The organism is Mastigocladopsis repens PCC 10914 (assembly GCF_000315565.1).
Taxonomy (GTDB): domain Bacteria; phylum Cyanobacteriota; class Cyanobacteriia; order Cyanobacteriales; family Nostocaceae; genus Mastigocladopsis; species Mastigocladopsis repens.
Map to the genome: position 1 here is coordinate 3,088,798 of NZ_JH992901.1, position 15,582 is coordinate 3,104,379.

Genomic DNA, 15,582 nt, shown 5'->3' on the forward strand with positions numbered 1-15,582 from the left:
CATTTCAAGAACAGACAGTTGGTACAGACAGCAACTATGAGATAGAACCAAATTCTGAGGTAGCGGTCTTCGTTTTGGGGGTAATCTGCATTATCAAGCAGTCCTTTGCCCAATGCAATCAACCATCGACAAAAGCCTTAGTGAACGGGTTTTGTCGTCGGTTATGCCAAAAATTTAATTCTCTTTTAATATATTAAACCGCATCCTTGATGTAGATTCTGGCGTTTATTGGAAACTTTTGCAACGAAAGATTGCAAATTCTACTCATACTGCAATCTTATTTTACAAATCCCGCTCTAGAAAGGAAAGAGTAAAATCTCGAAACCGCTCAATCAGAGGGCTGAGAGTATCCTAGAGTCTGGTCTGCACAAGTGTACAAGTGCTGAGTGTAATATATTCAAAACTCAACACTCATTGGTCAGGACTGGTTGAGGACGACCTCCTCACGCATCTGTTTCTAATACTTTCAGCTGAAAATGACAAATGTCAGGTAAAAACATTCTATTTTTGGTTCTGTTACTGTTTCTTCCGGTTTCCATAGCGGCTCATTACTTGAAGTGGGGAGACTTAACAGTTTTCATCACAGCTAGTTTAGCCATTTTGCCCTTAGCGGCTTGGATGGGCACAGCTACAGAAGAAATTGCTGTCGTGGTTGGTCCAACGCTGGGGGGGTTGTTAAACGCTACGTTTGGCAATGCTACGGAACTGATTATTGCCCTAATTGCCTTAAAAGCCGGACTAGTGGATGTCGTCAAAGCTAGTATCACGGGATCAATTATCGGCAACTTACTACTGGTCATGGGTCTTGCCATGCTTTTGGGCGGACTGCGCTACAAAGAGCAGACATTTCAGCCAATAGTGGCGCGGGTGAACGCTTCTTCTATGAATTTGGCGGTGGTTGCGATTCTACTGCCCACAGCGATGAAATTTAGTTCTCAAGAGATTAGCCAAACAACCCTAGAAAATTTGTCCCTTGCTGTTGCTGTGGTACTCATTCTCGTCTATGCTCTAACTCTGTTATTTTCCATGAAAACCCACTCTTATCTTTACGAAGTGGGGATCGCAGAAACAGTCACAGAGGAAACACATCTCAACAAGCCACCAAATATTTGGTTATGGGGTGGGGTGCTGCTAGTATGTACCCTCTTAGTGGCATTGGAATCAGAATTGCTTGTTGATTCTTTAGAGGTAGCCACATCACAGTTGGGTTTGACGGCACTGTTTACAGGGGTCATCGTTGTGCCCATTATTGGCAACGCCGCCGAACACACGACAGCTGTCACCGTGGCAATGAAAGATAAAATGGATCTTTCGCTTTCCGTAGCTGTGGGATCAAGTATGCAGATTGCCCTGTTTGTTGCTCCCGTTTTGGTTTTAACAGGGTGGGTATTCGGTCAACCGATGGATTTGAATTTCAATCCTTTTGAATTAGTGGCTGTGACTGTGGCTGTTTTAATTGCCAATAGTATTAGTTCCGACGGTAAGTCGAACTGGTTAGAAGGCACATTACTTTTAGCTGCATATGTAGTATTGGGGTTTGCTTTCTACTTCCTTCCAGTTGTTGATGGTATGGGGTAGTTGCAACAAGAGCGTATCAGCTTTTTGCTAGCTCATTAGGCGGGAATACCCACACTTTAGCGCCAGTTATCTGTAACTCTTAGATTATCTTATACAACAACAAGGATAGTCTATGAGTTATTTTTATTCAGCTATTTTACCAAAAAAGAACTCAGAACACAGTTATCAGAACTCAGAATAAAAAACGCGCATTGCTTACTGAATTACCTAAAATTTATTCCTGAGGATATCCTGAGTTCTGAGTTCTGTGTTCCCTTGTTCTCCTCAAATATTATTTCTCTTGTTTTCCGATTTGGTCTTCCTCTCCCGGACGTTGTGTAGCAGGAGGATAGTCTACAAATTCTTGGGTTCTAGTTGTATTTGTCATAGCACCTTCGAGCAAAGCATCTTCGGGTTCTACTGATTTGTCAGCAGCAGACACATTAATCTGACCGGAAGCATTAACATTGGGTTTATCAGAAGTCCCTTTATGATTGGCATGACCGCTAGGCATAAGTCTTCCTCTAAAGTGGTGAAGTGAATACATTCTCAGCCTAAACTCGCCTGTTGTTACGAATACACTATCACAAGGCTTAAATCCCATCATATCAATACTTCAACTTTTGACAGGTGCAGGAAAATCAAAAGGCTTATTTGAGGAAAATTAAACTAGAGATAAATAATAGATAAAATATCTCTGGGTAAATTGGGTATTTTTGCAATAACAGTACTGTCTTCAGGGAATAAGCGGTCTGACTTATCGCTAGTCATTTAAATCAAACGCCTTGTGAAAATCGTCAGTTAACTTCACTTTTATCAGGAATATAGGTAGATCAAAAATTAAAGTGTCCCCCTTCCGAATTGAACCTAGAGGTATTTGTCATTACCAGTAACAAGCGGTGTCAGTGGCGCCTGTTGTCATGCTGAAAAATCCTGAAAAATTACTAGTCAGTCATCCTCTCAGGTGATGTCACCTCAAGATTTCAAACGATATCTTGAAAGTACTAGGAGTTAATTAACTCTGTAGACGACAACTATGAAAAAGATTATTACTGCTAGTTTAGTAGCTTTAGCCACGACAACTGGATTTCTACTCAATAATCAGCCGGCTCAAGCTCATCCTCGACGTTACTATCATTCTCGCCTATATAGACACTTTCCGCTGTATAGACAGCCTCTAAACTACTGCTATCCTACTACTAACTGGCTTATTGATGAAGACCCTGCCTATCATCCTCAAGCTTACGCTGATGGCTATCGTCAAGGACAACAGAGCGCTAAAAAGGGAAACAAGTACAAGCCACGTACTGCAGGTGGGGAATTTAGTCGTGGTTTTGATGACGGTTATTACGGCAGGAACTTTGCTGGTCAGAAACAAATTGTTCCCAACGAATATAAGCCATACACTACATCACAATGCAGTTGGTATTGATTCTTTGGTTGCCTGAAGAAACACGGTTTCTCTGTTTAGTCCCATTCATCACATTAAAACAAGAAGCTACGACCTGTTTCTGATTCTGACTCTTCACGTTTTGCCTTCCCCTAGGCTTGAGAACTGAAATACCAATAATGCCTAAAAAACAAGACAGGTGGTTTGAATGATACCACCTAGAACTGCTGCTTTTTGGTCAAACATAATATACTGGATTTTGCAGCGATTGCGCTCCGCGCAGTGCCAAAGGCAATTGCAACTGCTCTGTTTCGGAAATAGCAGTCAGTGCATTTGTATCAGAAGGGTAAATTTACCCATTAAAAGACCAGAACGGGCAAAATGAACCTCGAAAACAGAGTGCTGCCAAAACAAGTCCGTTAAAATTACCCTAAAAATGCGGAAACAAAGTTCATGAGGATGAATAATATCCCTAGAAGAATACCAAGCAACCAATGACCGTTTCTATGGGCTTGTATTGTCATGAGAGCTAAAACAACCTAACTAGGTGAGTTAACTCTTTGGCAGTCCAGATACGGTTGAAATCAGTGAAAAACAGTTTTATAAATTAATCGTATGGAAGAACCTACAAATCAAGTACAACCAGAAGAACAACCAGAAGAACAACCTCAGGCACAGCCTGAACCACAACCTGAATTGCAAGCTGTGTTCAACCCAGCTGCCATCAGTTCGGGTTTGCCAACTCTACGGTTTGGTGATACAGGTAATTCTGTAAGAGCCTTGCAGCGAATTTTAGTGTCTAATGGCTACTTTGTTCAAGTTGATGGAGTTTACGGTGCACTCACAGAGGCTGCTGTTAAAGCCTTTCAAAGTGCGCGTGGTCTATCGGCGGACGGAGTTGTTGGTCCAAGAACTTGGGGCGTATTAACAGGCTAGTTAGAAAATTAGTCAATATATTGATTGATATGAATTATGAAACTTTTTGCAACTCATAATTCATAATTTTTTATACAAGTTTTTATTAGTTATTCTTCACAATTTCTTTAAGAAAACTTTGCTCATTGGTCAATGAGCTATATTTTATACTTTTTGTCTAGACCCATAGGAAGGACAAATACTGGTATATGTTATTGTACTGATTATTGAAAAAAAATTATTACATTTTTTTCTTTTTAAGTACTGTCTATTCCGGAATACCAGCAATTTTTCCTGTCAAAGGAAACATGGGTGTTAGTAAAATGAAATACAATGACAGATATTGCCCTGCTGATGACGGGGGTGTTAAGAACAGGACAACCATCTCCGCCCATTGCACCGGAACTTCCACTAGTTCAACAAGACAGTGACCAGGAGAAGTCAACACAAGGGCAGCTATCTCAGATAGTTTCCGCTGCTCAAATTACACCACCAGAATTTATGCAGTCAGAAAGGACTGCCCAAGCTGCTGCATCAGTAGTAACTATAGAAAATAAAAGTATACTTAATCCCATAGAAATAAATATTCTCTCTGAAATTCCCTGCCTAGTTGGATCTGAGAATTTCCAGTTTGTAGGGAAGGACACTACAGAAAATGTCATTGCACAGGCTCAGAGCTTTCATGTCTGTCCGCCAGAAAGGCTTTTGTCTTTTAATGCTATCCCGAAGTTGGTAGCACAGTGGAGAAACAGTGTCCGAAGTTTTCCAACAAGTCCGCTCAAAGAAAGTAAGAAGATGATGCTTGCTTCTACTTATTTTGTCGGGTTCCAACTAGCATCGGACAATCTCCCCAGTAGGACTTCTAATCGACGCCAGCAAAGACCTACTCGTAAACAAGGTAGTTCTCAGACGGTTCCTCAAAAGAATGATAGCCAATCTTTACCAACTTTAAGTTTTGGTGACTCAGGTGTTACTGTGAGAGTCCTGCAACGGCTGTTATCGTCTAATGGTTATACTGTTGATGTTGATGGGGTTTTCGGTGCCTTGACGGAGACTGCTGTCCAAGCCTTCCAAAAGCAACGGAATTTAGGAGTGGATGGCATAGTTGGTCAAAGAACTTGGTACGAGTTGACAAAATAGTCATTTGTCCGCTTCGCGGAGTTAAGAGTCAAAAGTCCAAAGTCAAAAGTTCTGAATTTGACTCTTGACTCTTGACTCTTGACTATTCTACCGATATTTATGCTGCTCCAATAGTTGTTGTGCTCTTGGCTTGTAAATTAAGTAGAATAAAGCCTCAATGTAGCGCAGCAAATCCTCACGATTCTCTCTTGAGATAAAGTTCCAGAAGCCATAAATTCGTGCTAAAGATAGCAGCTTAGAAGTATGAATTTTCCATGTGTAGGTGCTGTAAACTCGGTCAATGGCTCGCTGGGAAATTTCGTACCAATAGTTGGTATTTTGTTCGCACTTGTTCACAAAAGCAAGAATTTTTTCGGCTGTTTCTTCTAAGTTGGTTGGGTTGATGTAGAAACCATTGACTTTATCTTGAATAATTTCTAAAGGACCACCAAATTGCGTAGCAAAAGTTGGCAATCCCGAAATCATTGATTCTAAAATAGTCAAACCAAAAGCTTCAAACAAAGCAGGTTGCACAAATATTCCCTGGTGATCGGCAATCACCCGATAAATTTCTCCAGAGTCAGATTTGGTCAAACGCACACCTAACCAACGAATCTTACCGTAGAGATTATACTCCTCTATAACCCGGTAAAGTTTGACAATCTCATCGCGTTCTTCGTTGTCACCGGATTCTTCTACACGCAATTTACCCGCTACCAAAATGAGGTTGCATCTCTCCTGCAATTCTTTACTCCGACCGAAGCATTCGGCTAAACCAGTAAGGTTCTTAATGCGGTCAAGGCGCGCCATTGAGAATAGTGGGCGCTTGCTTGGGTCATCAAGGGTTCCAAAAATTTGGGTGGAATCTTCTAGAGTGAAGAGCATTTCTTCTATTCTGGTGCGATCGCTCTCAACTCGGTCTTGGGTACGTGCATAGGGGAAATAGGCATTCTCATTGACTCCAGGGGGTACCACGTTAAACTTAGGGCTAAACAGTTCAATCCCATTGACGACGTGGTAGAGTTCCGGCATGGTGAAGCTCTTAAGAGATTCGTACTGTCCCACACTATCTGGCGTTCCCACAATTTCTTGATATGTGCTGCTGATAATAAAGTTGGCAGCATTCATCGCCAACAAGTCGGCGGTGAATTGTAAGGAAAAATGATATTTATCCTCCAAATCTTGCCAATAGAGGTTACTGAATAAGTATTTGGACTTTTCCAAGGCATGGGCAATGTTACACTGCGTTACACCTAAGCGGCGTGACAGCAAAAAGGCTACCAAATTTCCATCAGTATAGTTACCAACGATTAAATCTGGTCTACCTTGAAATTCTGCCCACAGTTCTTTTTCTGCATCAATCGCGAAGGTTTCCAGATAAGGCCAAAACTCAAATCGCGAAATCCAGTTTTGCGTCATGTTGGGATTGAATTCCCGTAAAGGCACACGCAAAATCCAGGCATTCTCAGTATCGTGGACTTTTTCTAAGCGTTGGTTACAAAGGGTGCCATCGCTATTGGGGATGAGGCGGGTCAGGATAATGACCTTTGGCTGGACTTTCAGTCCCCCTAAACCAGCCAGCATTGCATCTTCTTGCAGCTGTTTTTCCAGAGTCTTCGCTTGGTCAAGAACGTAAACCACTTGACCGCCAGTGTCGGGACGTCCCAAAACTCCCTCTTGCCCAAACCAACCATGAGCAGAGACCAAGACGATTCTAAAAATCATCGGGATGCGAGAGATAAAGGCTTCCAGGGTATGAGGATCGGGAGAATCAATCAATTCATCCAGAATGCTCAAGCTTTCCTGAACTCGCTGGGCGGTGTTACCCCAACCTGGTTCAAAGCCCATCATTTGCAGGTCAAACCGCAATTCTTCGTAGGGTTGCTCACTAGGGCGAGAACTCACGAAAGTTATGGCTTTTTTGACTTGCTCAGAAAGTTGCCGCTGCGTCTGAATACGCTCATTTATGAGCAATTGAACCCCGTTGTACTGGTGTAGGCGCAAGAAGTTAAACAAACCTTCCAGCCATTGGTTGGGGTCAGCAAATAGCTTACTGGATAGATAACGGTTGAGAAACTGCACTCCCTTACCAATGTTTTTCGGGTCACGGATAACCGGGGAGTAGTCATAAAATGGACCAAAATCCAACTCTAAGAGGTCGCCTTCGCTGGGATTATATCGGTTTACAAAGCGATCGCGCAAATCCAACAGTTCTTGAACCGTCATTGGCTCTATATTCAAGTCGCCTGTTAGTCGATAAACTTCTTCAGTGGCTATTTTTGGACGTATAATCAAACACAGGCTTGATTCCTCTTGAATAATTTCTTGAGTGTAATAAATAAGTTTACCTAAGTGAGAGGTGGTGTAAAACTTCTCAGGCTTTTCGTACTTAGAACAGTAGGCATTATATAAGTTGAGTATGTCGTTTCGCAGCAAGTATTTTTTTTCTTGCTGGCGCAACTCACTGATTAAGGAACGCAAATCACTTTTCTCTTCACTATCCAGAATGGCTTGAAGTAATTCAGACATGGCAACTCACGAGATAATTATCGGCTTTGGATTTAACCTTTGACTGGGCAATAGCTAATAGCTAACCACTAATTGCTAATAGTAAAAACAACGACTAGCAATTAGCAATTAGCAATTATTACTACTATTACTACCCTTAAATCTCTCTACCTTTTTACGCTTATCTTATCTATGAGTACTTTGCACTCTAACTAAAGGCGTACTCTTTTTTTCTTTTTGTTACCAGAGAAATAGCAAACATCAAGCTCTTATGAGATTTCTTGTAACTATAAACACCTAGAGCCAATCTCCAAAAAGCCAATTTAAATCAATAAGCTAGAGGGTAACTAGCTTTGAGGCTTATCAATGAATTTAGGGGTTTCACTTTCCTCAGGGTCTTTTACTGTGTAAACATAAAATATAATTTAATATTCTACTCCGCACCAAGGCTGTTTTGCTCAACCTGCTGCGGGCAATATGTTGAGGGGAACTCCTAAGCATCTTTTTGACCCCTAGAGTTTCATTGCGGCGATCACTGAAACAAAAGTTTATTTTTTAAGAGTTTATTGAGCTACGAAGATAAACTTAATTGAATTAAAATCAAGTATGTTATTCTCCTAGGAAAAATATCTATTTAGCTATTTATAATTTCAGCATAGTCTTTAAAATAGGGTGGATTTATATGGCAGAACATCCACAACCAACAACAGTACAAGACCACAGTATAGGCAATATCATTATTGTCTCTTTACTTGTCTTGTGTGGGTTTACGTTCATTTTTTTGCTTGGCATCTTTTAGATAGGATGACACAATTGTTAATTTGTTCAATCTCAATAGCAGCTTAGAAATATCTGGAACACGCAAAGTGTTCTCCTGTGACTTGTTGCAAATCAGAGACTTATCACAACAGGTGTTAAGCGAGATAATTTTTCAACTCTTATTAAGCACATCCCCCAACTTGATTACGGGGGATTTTGCTTTGACTGCTAAGTGAGATTCCTCTTACAGCGTTTTTCAAATGATCAGATTTTTAGTTCTTTAACCTTAGGGCGAACGATGGGAGTCGAACCCACCAATGGAGGAACCACAATCCTCTGCCTTAACCGCTTGGCTACGCTCGCCATTATTGTATAGCCTATTATAGCACCACCTGGTCAATAGATCCAGTGCTTTTATGGAAGGAACGGACTCAGTTAATCTGGAGTCTAATATATGGAGCCAAAAGCAGTTAGGAAAAATGAGAGCTTTAACTATTATTACATGTGTGGGAGTCGTAGGAGTAGCAGTTTTGGGTATGGCAATGGCGAACACAAATCCTAGTCAGGCTAAATATGAAGACTATGCAGTGCAAAGGCTGACTGAATACTTGAAAAGCAATGTCTGCGAGAAAACTTCTAATCCATTAGAAAATTTAATAAAATGGAATTGTAGTAAATTTGTAGAAGCAGCAAACCCGCAGATGCGGGAAATTATCTCCATTAGGACCCAAAAACAAGATTTCATCATTTTTAGTGTTTACCGTACAGATTTAAAACTCAGTCATTTGATACCTTCTTATAAATTTGAGACTGTGGGAGCGTTGGAAAACTTTTACACATACAGCGCCGAAAAGCAGTAGCTTGCCTAAATAATAACTTTGGATAGAGCGACTCAAATAGCAAGTCTTTCTCAGGATGCAGGTTCCAGCGAGTTGCCCCCCTTAAGATTTGTTGATGGGGACAGAAAATTTCCAGCTTTCATTCCAGCTTTCAATGGAACTGGAAAAAACAATTTGAAAAAAAGGAGCAGAGCTGTGTTTTTTCACAAGAAAGAAACAATTAAACCTGTTAACATCGCTGAACCGAATCCACGTTTTGCCCAACTGCTTCTAGAGCAATTTGGTGGCGCAACAGGTGAACTGACAGCCGCTTTACAATACTGGACACAGTCCTTCCATTGTGAAAATCCCGGAATCCGGGATATGTTGCAAGATATTGCTCTCGAAGAGTTTAGCCATTTGGAGATGGTGGGTAGACTCATCGAAGGTCATACCAAAAATGCTGACCAAACCGAGGCTTACAAAAGCACCTTGTTTGCTGTACGGGGTGTAGGACCTCACTTGCTAGATAGTCAAGGTCAAGCTTGGACAGCAGCCTATGTCAATGAAGGTGGCGATGTAGTACGTGATTTGCGGGCTGACATTGCTGCTGAAGCTGGCGCACGTCAAACCTATGAAGAGTTGGTTAAACTAGCTCCTGATCAAGAGACTAAGCAGGTACTCGTACATCTTCTGACTCGCGAAATTTCCCATACCCAAATGTTCATGAAGGCGTTGGATTCTTTGGGTAAGTTAACTGACCCATTCTTCGGTAATATCCAACCAGATACCACCGTGGATATTTACTACAACTTATCTAGTAACGGTAAGGACGAACGCGGACCTTGGAATTCTGAACCAAATTTCCGTTACGTTGCTGACCCTGTAGCAGAAAAGTAAGTAGAAAAATAATTGGTAATTTGTAATTTGTAATTATTGGCTCAATTACGAATTACGAACTGTCTTTGATTAGTTTTTCTCTTTCTGTGTTTTCTTCTTAGTGTATGGCGGTTCTCATTCCCTCTCCACTCCCCAACAGGGGAGTGGTTAATTGGTATTAAATACAAGCGCAAATCCTTATAATCGTAATTAATTCATAATAATTTTTTCAACTCAAGTTATATTTAATAAACAGAAACATTATTTGAGTGACATCCTTGCCAATGGCATCTGCGTATCTGCTGGTATCCCACGGAAGTCGTGATCCGCGTCCAGAAATTGCTATGCAACATCTGGCGAGGCTCTTATGTCATAAGATACAAAGCGATTTACCAAACATTGCAATTGGGGGTGTGGCTTCCCTGTCAAAAAGCGCAAGCCTGGTTGGTACAGCATACTTGGAACTGAGTCCCGATCCCCTACATGAGCAAATCATAAAATTTGCCAAGAATGCTCTGGAATCAGGATGCAATAGTCTAAGAATTCTACCGCTATTTCTGCTGCCAGGAGTTCATGTGATGGAAGATATTCCAGCCCAAGTCGCACTGGCAGGGCAAGCTCTCGGTCAAGATATTAAGATATACTTGCAACCATACTTGGGCAGTCATCCAGATTTAGGGCGCTTGCTGGCGAAGCAAGTGGTTGCAACAAAAGCAGAAGCGAAAATTCTTTTAGCTCACGGGAGTCGTCGCCCTGGAGGTAACACTCCAGTGGAAGCAATGGCGACAGCTATAGGAGCAGAGGTTGCTTACTTAGCTGTGCCTCCCAGCTTGGAAGCGCGGGTGCAAGAGTTGATAGGTGATGGGTACAGGAATTTACTGATAATACCATACTTCTTATTTGCAGGTGGAATGACTGATGCTGTCGCTCAAAGGCAACAAGAGTTAAAATTACAGTTTCCTGAGGTGAATTTTCAACTGGTTGAGCCTTTGGGAGCAAATGCAGAATTAGTCGAATTGATTTGGGATTTGTTAGAAAAATGAACCGCGAAGACACGCAAGCCCCCAAGGAAGATCAGGAAGAGAAAAAGAGGTGTTTGGGTAAGGTTTACCTGATAGGTGCGGGACCGGGAGATCCGGGGTTGATGACTCTCAAGGGTAAGGGATTGTTAGAGTGTGCGGATGTGGTCATCTATGATGCCTTGGTTAGTCTGGCAATTTTGGCGATGATTAATCCTGAGGCTGAAAAGATTGATGCTGGTAAGCGGCGAGGGCGTCATTCGATTATGCAGGACGAAACGACACACCTGCTGATTGCTAAGGCGCAGGAGAGTGCGATTGTGGTGCGGCTTAAGGGGGGTGACCCGTTTATATTTGGTCGCGGCGGTGAGGAGATGGAAGAATTGGTACAAGCTGGAATTCCCGTGGAAGTTGTGCCTGGTATTACATCGGGAATTGCCGCTCCAGCTTATGCAGGTATCCCTTTGACGCATCGGTTGTATAGTTCATCTGTCACTTTTGTAACTGGACATGAGGCTGCAGGTAAGTATCGCCCCGCAGTGAATTGGAATGCGATCGCCCACGGTTCAGAAACGATTGTAATATACATGGGCATTCATAACCTATCTTACATTGTGGAACAGTTAACAGAAGCTGGGTTAAGTTTAGAAACACCGATTGCTTTAGTTCGTTGGGGTACGCGACCGGATCAGGAAGAATTGATTGGTAAGCTCTTAACAATAGTAGAGCAAGTTGAGGCAACTGGGTTTGAAGCGCCAGCAATTGTTGTCATTGGTGCAGTGGTCAATATGCACGCTACATTTCGCAATTTGTAATTGGTCATAGAGGCGGCGAGCATCATGGTGAGTCAGCGCTCTTGGGAGGGGAGCCACTGCAAAGTAAAAAGTAAAAAAGCAAAAGAAAGAATACGCATAAATTAATTTAGAAGCCTTACTTGCGGACGCGGTATTTCAAGCGCGGAGCGTCTCGAAATATATCTTTTTTGTTTCCATAAATCAATTTAGGACCTTGTACCATTTCTTTTAACTTTCAACTTTTCACTTTTCACTTGGAGCGTAAGTGACGGTCAAGTGTCAACAATCTGAGGTGACTTGTTGGAGTGCAACCTGGTATAAATTGCAGGTAATTTCTGTTGGCAGACTCTTCATTTGATTTGTAAGTATCAAAGCTTGTGACTGTCGCCATGCTTGCAATGCCAATCGAGCGATTTCTTCAACTTCTTCTGCGGTTTCTAATTGTTCGGTTATCGATTTGCAAAGCTGAGTAAAAGCTCGTAGCTGGAGCATTTCCCCCAAACCACCCAATTCAGCTGTCATCATAGCAACTTCGTCTCGTAAAATAGATTGTTCGTCATCTAAAATCAAAGATTCTAAACGTTGCAGACAGTCTTCTACTTCCGTTTGAAAAAGTAAGGAAATAATGTCTTGTAACCCCTTTTCTGGGGATAGAACCATTATGGTATCCTCAGTAACCAAATAGCTCAAACGCTCTTGCAACTCCTCAAAAACTGGATAACAAAAAGTTGCTAACCACTGCTCATCGATAGCATAACCTTCTAAATGTAGTCTCACTATCTGACGTAACCAATCGACTCCAGCTAAGAGTAAACTTTGCAAATCAGCGTCAAGTTCTAGAAAGTTTTTCTGAGTTGTCAAAACTTTCAAGGAATCTTCTAAGCGGTGAGCCAAAGTACTTAAAGTCCGAAATCCTATCATGCCTGCGCCGCCTTTTATAGAATGAGCAGCTCTCAGTCCAGCATTGATTTTTGGTAGAGCAATTTGATGATTAAATTTGACTTCCAATAATACAGCTTCTAGAGTATTGATAGAGTCAGTTGCTTCCTCTAGAAACTGCAACTGGATTTCTAGTTCCTTGTTTTCTAACATAGTCTTTGTTCTTCAATAATTATTAGTCATTTGTTATTAGTCATCTCCCGCAAAAAAAAATGACTAATTATCGTAGCTATTAAACAATTTTCAAGGATGATGTCAGTCAGCTACTAAAATGAGCTAATTTATAATAGCAAATATTAGGAGTTGTGAAGAATTGAAGAAGACAAAATAGATTTTGTATGTCCTTAATTGATAGAATACCTGAAGTCAGTTGATAAATCTGATAATTTAGGTATATCTCTCCCAACTGATTCTTGATTCTTGTTAGATTAAGTGTAATATTTGAACTATTTATAGTTATATTCAAATTCACTCTGCCATTGATTAAATTGTATATAGTACTGTTTGCCAATAAATTGTTTAGTAACAGTGACATAGGCATCAGTACCTTACTTTATATTTCACAAACAGTTAATTGTTTGATTCTTATAAATCACAATAAATATTTAATTTTGATGAGCCTGATATATTTTGAAGCTAACCTAAAAACAAAAACTGCTCATTATGAGCATTCCTACAATTATTGTTATTCTAAGAGTATTTCTAGAGCCTACCTAGCATGAGTTACTTTTAAAATTTTGTAACCAATGTTTCTGAAATATAATGGTTCTCTATTCAATGAAGTTCATATGTTGAATCTAACCCTCTAAACCCCTTCCTTTGTAAGGAAGTATTTAAACTTCCCTATTCTACAAGGAGAGAGGTTGGAGGTGAGGGAGTTACGCACTCTACAAATTGTCCATAATATATTTTATGAAATTTTGGCGTTTCAGGTGCTTTCGCTAGACTCTAATTTGCTCTTGTTTTTACTGAATTGGGTGCTATAAAGCACAACCAATAGCTGAAATACTTAAATTCTATGTAGTACGTAGGTACGATGCGTAAGTCTTAAATTCATTCTTTCCAATAAAAAAAGGTTTTCTAATGGAAAGAAGTACGCTCAATCGAGTAACACTCAACCCTCCATATCCAAAACAAACTAAAATAGGTCAACTTTAGTGCTAGTTTGATATTAATCCGTAGATGACTCAATGTTTTGAAAGACGACTTTTAGTAAATCTACTTGTGTAAAAGGCTTGGTTAAATAGCCTGTTGCTCTGACCATCTTTGCTTTTGCTTTATCGATCAAACCTGATCTGCCTGTTACCATAATCACAGGTGTGCTCTGAAAGTACGAATGTTTACGCAACAAGGAACACAGTTCATAACCGTTTAAGTTTGGCATTTCAACGTCGAGTAAAATAATGTCCGGTTTCACACGGATAATGTGCATTAAAGCCTTTAAGGGTTCATTAACTCCAACCACAGAAAACATTTGGTCATCTAAAAAGTTTTTGATGGCATTGATGACCACAGGACTATCATCAATGCAAATAATTTTGTAAAGTTTTTTCTCAAACGGTTTTTGGGAAGTTTGCTGCCCTTTATTATCGTTAGTGTCGTAGTCTACTGTTTGATAGCTGTCTTGGCTGGCAAATTCTTGCTCAATTTTTGTTTGAGACTGCCGTGCTTTTGATGAAAAAAAGTGAAAGCGCTGCTGTTGTGTACCTCGTGACTTAGCATTTTCCTGATTTTGTGCCTGATTTTGACACTTTTCGACTAGTAAGGGCAAATCTAAATGACAGAACTTTGGCATATCATCGAGGAAACTCTCAGAGGTAAACTCATAGCTTCCTTCTTTTATCTGAAGAAGTGGCTCAAAAACTTCCAGCGCCAATTGCTCTATCAGCATCCCTACTTGAGCAGGACTCATATACTTTTGATTAACTAACCAGCAAATAGCCAAATAATCTGGATTCGCTACTGCTTGATTGTCAAGTCCAGTTTCAAATATCGCCTGCAACTGTTTATCAATGCCACTATGGAGAGTAGGAATTTGCTCACTCAAACGCTGTAAATGCCTGTAAAGCAAATCAAACATTTTATCTGTATAGCAAGCATAAATCAGTTTACCCTCCTCTAAATAGATTGACCAAGAAGCTGACGGGCTAAAAACTTGCCAACATCCAGTAAGAGGCTTGCTGGTCATTTTTCCTAGTAGAGATAGTGGCTGTAATGTCTGAAAAAATCTGTATCTACCAATAGGAAGTGTCGTCATATTCATGGCTTTGGACTAAAATCAATATTTACGACTGAAAGAATGACTTGGATATAAACAGAGATACCTGTGGCTAAATAGTAGAAAAACCATATTGTTACCACAAAAGCACTACTTGCACCTGTTGGCAGAAAGCTAGCACGAAGCAACAACAGACGTGAGATTGTAGTGGCTCAAAAACCGAAAATGAAGAGCGCTCCCCAATAAGGAGAGCAATGTTTAGAGATGCTGAATTCCTGGTGAATATGATAGCTCTCCAGGTTTAGGGTTTTGCTCAGGTTCTCTTGCTCCTTGTTGGAGCTAGCAAGTAATGACAGATGGCTTGTGCAGAAAGTTCAACTTCCAACAACCTAACTGTATGTGTTAAGGCGCGCACATCAGCGCACACAGCAATGAAGTTTGAAGCATCATCAGGGATCACAATAAATTTACAAAGGGGACAACTGTTTCTAAAATAGACATTGATAAAGTACTATTGAATACCGAAAAACTCTAAGGTTCCTGATACATCTGTTGATGAGGAGAGGTATATTTTGACTCTGCCTACCATTTCTATGAAAAGGTTGTCTGCTAAGTTGTCTCTTTAGCTTGGGCAGAATAGTTCTTTGAACCATAAGAATGCAAAACT

General features: G+C 40.7%; 11 protein-coding genes, 1 tRNA gene and 1 pseudogene. 8 read left to right on the top strand and 5 right to left on the bottom strand.

Features of this window, described 5'->3' with window-relative positions; genetic code table 11:
* Nucleotides 1-483: 483 nt before the first annotated feature.
* Entirely contained in the window at nucleotides 484-1,578 is a 1,095-nt protein-coding gene (cax, locus tag MAS10914_RS0115890; protein ID WP_017316934.1) for a calcium/proton exchanger, read from the top strand.
* A gap of 271 nt (nucleotides 1,579-1,849) precedes the next feature.
* Here the strand turns inward: cax and MAS10914_RS0115895 are convergent, their stop codons facing one another.
* Entirely contained in the window at nucleotides 1,850-2,071 is a 222-nt protein-coding gene (locus tag MAS10914_RS0115895; protein WP_017316935.1) for a hypothetical protein, read from the bottom strand.
* A gap of 522 nt (nucleotides 2,072-2,593) precedes the next feature.
* On the opposite strand from MAS10914_RS0115895, the gene MAS10914_RS0115900 reads away from it, so the two are divergent.
* From MAS10914_RS0115900 to MAS10914_RS35590, 3 genes are all read left to right on the top strand, one after another.
* Entirely contained in the window at nucleotides 2,594-2,989 is a 396-nt protein-coding gene (locus MAS10914_RS0115900; RefSeq protein ID WP_017316936.1) for a hypothetical protein, read from the top strand.
* A gap of 573 nt (nucleotides 2,990-3,562) precedes the next feature.
* Nucleotides 3,563-3,883: a peptidoglycan-binding domain-containing protein gene (locus MAS10914_RS0115905; RefSeq protein WP_017316937.1), complete on the top strand. Its 321-nt coding sequence runs from the start codon at nucleotides 3,563-3,565 to the stop codon at nucleotides 3,881-3,883.
* 312 nt (nucleotides 3,884-4,195) lie between these two features.
* Complete coding sequence (locus MAS10914_RS35590; RefSeq protein WP_017316938.1) at nucleotides 4,196-5,002, top strand: peptidoglycan-binding domain-containing protein; 807 nt, start codon at nucleotides 4,196-4,198, stop codon at nucleotides 5,000-5,002.
* An 87-nt stretch (nucleotides 5,003-5,089) separates the two neighbouring features.
* Here the strand turns inward: MAS10914_RS35590 and MAS10914_RS0115915 are convergent, their stop codons facing one another.
* Nucleotides 5,090-7,510, bottom strand: coding sequence for a sucrose synthase (locus MAS10914_RS0115915; RefSeq protein ID WP_017316939.1), 2,421 nt, complete (start codon nucleotides 7,508-7,510; stop codon nucleotides 5,090-5,092).
* Nucleotides 7,511-8,538: 1,028 nt separating this feature from the next.
* Nucleotides 8,539-8,611, bottom strand: a tRNA-His gene (locus tag MAS10914_RS0115920).
* Between the two features lie 116 nt (nucleotides 8,612-8,727).
* Here MAS10914_RS0115920 and MAS10914_RS0115925 point away from each other — a divergent pair.
* The 4 genes from MAS10914_RS0115925 to cobA all read left to right on the top strand — a co-directional run bounded on the left by MAS10914_RS0115925 (nucleotide 8,728) and on the right by cobA (nucleotide 11,779).
* On the top strand, nucleotides 8,728-9,108 hold the full coding sequence (locus tag MAS10914_RS0115925) for a DUF4359 domain-containing protein (RefSeq protein WP_017316940.1): 381 nt from the start codon (nucleotides 8,728-8,730) through the stop codon (nucleotides 9,106-9,108).
* Between the two features lie 174 nt (nucleotides 9,109-9,282).
* Nucleotides 9,283-9,966, top strand: coding sequence for a manganese catalase family protein (locus MAS10914_RS0115930; RefSeq protein ID WP_026082588.1), 684 nt, complete (start codon nucleotides 9,283-9,285; stop codon nucleotides 9,964-9,966).
* Between the two features lie 263 nt (nucleotides 9,967-10,229).
* The gene (locus MAS10914_RS0115935) at nucleotides 10,230-10,988 is read left to right on the top strand and encodes a sirohydrochlorin chelatase (protein ID WP_017316942.1); all 759 of its coding nucleotides are present in this window, start codon (nucleotides 10,230-10,232) and stop codon (nucleotides 10,986-10,988) included.
* Nucleotides 10,985-11,779 carry a uroporphyrinogen-III C-methyltransferase gene (gene cobA / locus MAS10914_RS0115940; RefSeq protein ID WP_017316943.1) on the top strand — a complete coding sequence of 265 codons (795 nt, stop codon included), beginning with the start codon at nucleotides 10,985-10,987 and terminating at the stop codon, nucleotides 11,777-11,779. The genes MAS10914_RS0115935 and cobA overlap by 4 nt, the downstream gene beginning before the upstream one ends.
* Nucleotides 11,780-12,088: 309 nt before the next feature.
* Here the strand turns inward: cobA and MAS10914_RS0115945 are convergent.
* Nucleotides 12,089-12,850 (bottom strand): annotated as a pseudogene (locus MAS10914_RS0115945) (Hpt domain-containing protein); the annotation flags it as partial.
* Between the two features lie 1,018 nt (nucleotides 12,851-13,868).
* Complete coding sequence (locus MAS10914_RS0115950) at nucleotides 13,869-14,954, bottom strand: response regulator (RefSeq protein WP_026082589.1); 1,086 nt, start codon at nucleotides 14,952-14,954, stop codon at nucleotides 13,869-13,871.
* Nucleotides 14,955-15,582 lie beyond the last annotated feature (628 nt).

Bases quoted from the DNA above. Each gene is read 5' to 3' on its own strand.
- MAS10914_RS0115915 (WP_017316939.1), bottom strand. From the start codon at position 7,510: ATGTCTGAATTACTTCAAGCCATTCTGGATAGTGAAGAGAAAAGTGAT.
- MAS10914_RS0115935 (WP_017316942.1), top strand. From the start codon at position 10,230: ATGGCATCTGCGTATCTGCTGGTATCCCACGGAAGTCGTGATCCGCGT.
- MAS10914_RS0115925 (WP_017316940.1), top strand. From the start codon at position 8,728: ATGAGAGCTTTAACTATTATTACATGTGTGGGAGTCGTAGGAGTAGCA.
- MAS10914_RS35590 (WP_017316938.1), top strand. From the start codon at position 4,196: ATGACAGATATTGCCCTGCTGATGACGGGGGTGTTAAGAACAGGACAA.
- cobA (WP_017316943.1), top strand. From the start codon at position 10,985: ATGAACCGCGAAGACACGCAAGCCCCCAAGGAAGATCAGGAAGAGAAA.
- MAS10914_RS0115900 (WP_017316936.1), top strand. From the start codon at position 2,594: ATGAAAAAGATTATTACTGCTAGTTTAGTAGCTTTAGCCACGACAACT.
- MAS10914_RS0115950 (WP_026082589.1), bottom strand. From the start codon at position 14,954: ATGACGACACTTCCTATTGGTAGATACAGATTTTTTCAGACATTACAG.
- cax (WP_017316934.1), top strand. From the start codon at position 484: ATGTCAGGTAAAAACATTCTATTTTTGGTTCTGTTACTGTTTCTTCCG.
- MAS10914_RS0115905 (WP_017316937.1), top strand. From the start codon at position 3,563: ATGGAAGAACCTACAAATCAAGTACAACCAGAAGAACAACCAGAAGAA.
- MAS10914_RS0115895 (WP_017316935.1), bottom strand. From the start codon at position 2,071: ATGCCTAGCGGTCATGCCAATCATAAAGGGACTTCTGATAAACCCAAT.